This window comes from Blautia sp. AM23-13AC (assembly GCF_003435675.1).
GTDB lineage: Bacteria > Bacillota > Clostridia > Lachnospirales > Lachnospiraceae > Fusicatenibacter > Fusicatenibacter saccharivorans.
Genome location: NZ_QTUL01000027.1, coordinates 1 through 2,951 on the forward strand (window position 1 = coordinate 1; position 2,951 = coordinate 2,951).

Here is a 2,951-nt window from a genome sequence, read left to right on the forward strand (position 1 = left end):
TCTGTTCTGGAAAAGGCTGTCAAGAGCTATGAGAAGCACGAAAAGGACGCTGACCGTTTTATCGCTCTGATTGACAAATATGAGAACTTCGACAAGCTGACCATTGCCATGCTCAACGAGTTTATCGAGAAAATCCTTGTGCATGAGCGTGACCGCAAGGGCAGTATACAGACCACACAGGAGGTTGAGATTTACTTCAATTTTGTTGGGCGTTTCGTTCCCCCGGCGTTTGGAGAAGTGGAGCTGACCCCGGAGGAATTAGAAGAAATCCGCAAGCGAGAGGAACGCAAGGACAGACTTCATCAGAACTACTTGAAGCGTAAAGCCAGCGGAGCGCAGAAGCGATACGAGGATAAAATCAAGGAGCGGAAAAAGGCAGAAATCGAAGCCAAGAAAGCCGCCATTCGTGCAGAGGACATTGCAAAGGGCGTGTTCGTCCCTGTCAGCAGCTTACCGCAGAGAGAGCCAATGAAAGGAGTACAATCAGCATGAATATCACTTACACACAGAACGGCGATTATCTTATCCCGAACATCGTTATCCGCAAGACCAAGCCCATCGGACACTACGGCAGACTTCGCAAGGCGTATCTGAAAATGCACCGCCCGATACTGTTCAATGAACTGGTGCTATCCGACAAGCTCTTTGAACATTGTGCCGAGATTGACGAAGCGGCACGAAACCGCATGGAGCTGATCGTGCGGTCACTGGCAGAGCAAAACGGTGTGACTGAGCAACTGAAAGCCGATAATCAAATGGAATGGGTGCGGCAGATGAACGCTTGCAAGGCACAGGCAGAGGAGATTGTGAAAGCAGAATTGATTTATGATTGAGTGAGGAAGTCCGGGCAGAAAACTGTTCGGACTTTTCTCATATATTCCAAAGTTGCGATAGAATTGTTCACGAGTTTTATGGTATAATTTGAATGCGAAAAATCGTAGAATTGGAAGTTGGTAGGAGGTTGCTTTATGAGCCTTGATAGGAAAATAAATCGCATTCAATTTCTCTCAGGAAATTCGCTAAAGGTTATTGCTGTACTGACAATGCTTATTGACCATCTATGTAAAATTGTGCTGCAATGGCTGCTATCAAACTACTGGGGGGCTATGGCAGATAACGGGCAAATGTCGTGGGAGAGATTCCGAGAGATAGATTATTTCATACGGTTTGATTTGCAAAGCATTGGGACGATTGCTTTTCCGCTATTCTGTTTTTTGCTGGCAGAAGGATTCCAACACACAAGAAGTAAAAAACGCTATATTGGGTTGATGCTTGCATTTGCCCTTATTTCGGAAGTTCCATTTGACATAGGTTTCTTTAGTGCGTATTCACGAATGGAAGATACATTTCCGTTTTACTTGAAGTATCAAAATGTATTTTTCACCTTGTTTTTAGGCTTATTGACATTGGTATGCCTTGAAAGATTTTCGTGTAAATCAGACCTACCGGTGGATAGAATAAAATCAGCAGTCCTGCAAGTTCTCAGTGTAGTGCTTTTTTCCGGCATTGCGGAAGGAATCCATTGTGACTACGGTATGCAGGGGATCTTATTCATATCAGCATTTTATATTTGCCGTAATCACCGAATCTATCAAGTGTTGCTGTTCCTTTTGGCTTACATGGGGACAACGGGGAATCAACCGCCTTTATGTACGCTTCTTGCCTGCTTGCTTATTCTGCTATACAACGGAAAGCGTGGTAAACTGAAGCTAAAATACTTCTTCTATGTTTTTTATCCAGCACATATCCTTGTCCTATATTTGATTCAGATAGGACTCGGAAAATACTTACTGAAATGACTAATTGCAGTTTGTCGAGAAATTAAGCCGGAGCAAACCCCTTTAGGAACTAAAGGGCGCACTTCTATACTCTCTGTCGAGAGTAGTGCGTCCTGCGGAGCTTCATTCTCCGTCAGCAGAAGAAAACTGCATGACCGAGAATGTTGCGTCACTTCGTTCCGTCAAGGTGGCTACACCCCCTTGCGCCGCTAAAGCGGCTATCCCCTGTGGACTTGCCGTCCGCAAACGGTTTTGACAAACCGTTCGCCGCCAGCAAGTTTGAAAATCAAGAATCTTAATTTGATAAAGGAGTGTGATTCTATGAAAAAGAAATTACCCATAATCCTCTTGGGTGTTATTTTGGCTTGTGTGTTGGTTTTCGGTTTCCTTTATGCAAACAATGACATTGGTAAAACCGCAAACAGTTTAGAAGCAGACATTCGCCAATCTCAAAAAATTTTGGATGATTGGATTGTTGATGGAAGCATTTCCGACACAATGGCTGCATTTATTTCTTACCCACAGGACAAGACAGACCACACTTTTTCTGTCTATGTAAATCGCCCTGGCTTGTCTTTTGGATATTTCTTCCGTGGTGGTGGAGATATAGTTGAGGTTGATGATTACATTGCAGAGTTTGTTGTTGAGGGAAATAACGAAAGGGCATTTATCTCAATGAATACCCAAAATATTGTTCGACTTGAAGTAGATGATGGCAACGGCATTCAGGTGATTGATATTGATAGTGGCAAGCCTTTCGCCATTGTCCTGCCCCTCAATGTAGGAAACATCTGTTTCTATGATACGAATGGAAATGTTGTGGAATATCTTCGCCAACAACTTTGACCAACTTCAATTTACCGAACTGAACACAACAACTGAATACCGAAAAACTGACCGTTGACTGGTCGCAATCTGCGAAAAGTTGACGGTCTTTTTTTATCCCCATTTTCAAAAAAGGAGGTCACGAAAAATGGCAAAACCGAAAAACCTTGAACAGCTCCGAGCCGAAAAGGAACAGGTCGAGACACAGCTTGCACAGGAACAGCACAAGCTGGAGCGTCTGGAGAACAGAAAGAAGTATCTGGAGAAAGGCGAGAGACAAAAGCGCACCCATCGCCTTTGCAATCTGGGCGGCACGATTGAGAGCCTTGCCCCGGAGGTCAAAGATCT

Annotated in this window: 5 protein-coding genes; all 5 read left to right on the forward strand. The window is 44.1% G+C overall.

Going from position 1 to position 2,951, the window contains the following annotated elements; translation table 11 throughout:
* The coding region (locus tag DW642_RS15560; RefSeq protein WP_117511014.1) for a DUF4368 domain-containing protein at positions 1-492 on the forward strand (492 nt) is incomplete at its 5' end.
* Positions 489-833, forward strand: a complete 345-nt coding sequence (locus DW642_RS15565; RefSeq protein ID WP_117511016.1) for a TnpV protein — start codon at positions 489-491, stop codon at positions 831-833. The genes DW642_RS15560 and DW642_RS15565, both read left to right, overlap by 4 nt.
* 135 nt (positions 834-968) lie before the next feature.
* Entirely contained in the window at positions 969-1,799 is an 831-nt protein-coding gene (locus DW642_RS15570) for a TraX family protein (protein ID WP_025483373.1), read from the forward strand.
* Positions 1,800-2,099: 300 nt separating this feature from the next.
* Entirely contained in the window at positions 2,100-2,624 is a 525-nt protein-coding gene (locus tag DW642_RS15575; protein ID WP_015516227.1) for a hypothetical protein, read from the forward strand.
* A gap of 127 nt (positions 2,625-2,751) precedes the next feature.
* A partial coding sequence (locus tag DW642_RS15580) for a DUF3847 domain-containing protein (RefSeq protein ID WP_117511018.1) occupies positions 2,752-2,951 on the forward strand: 200 nt, incomplete at its 3' end.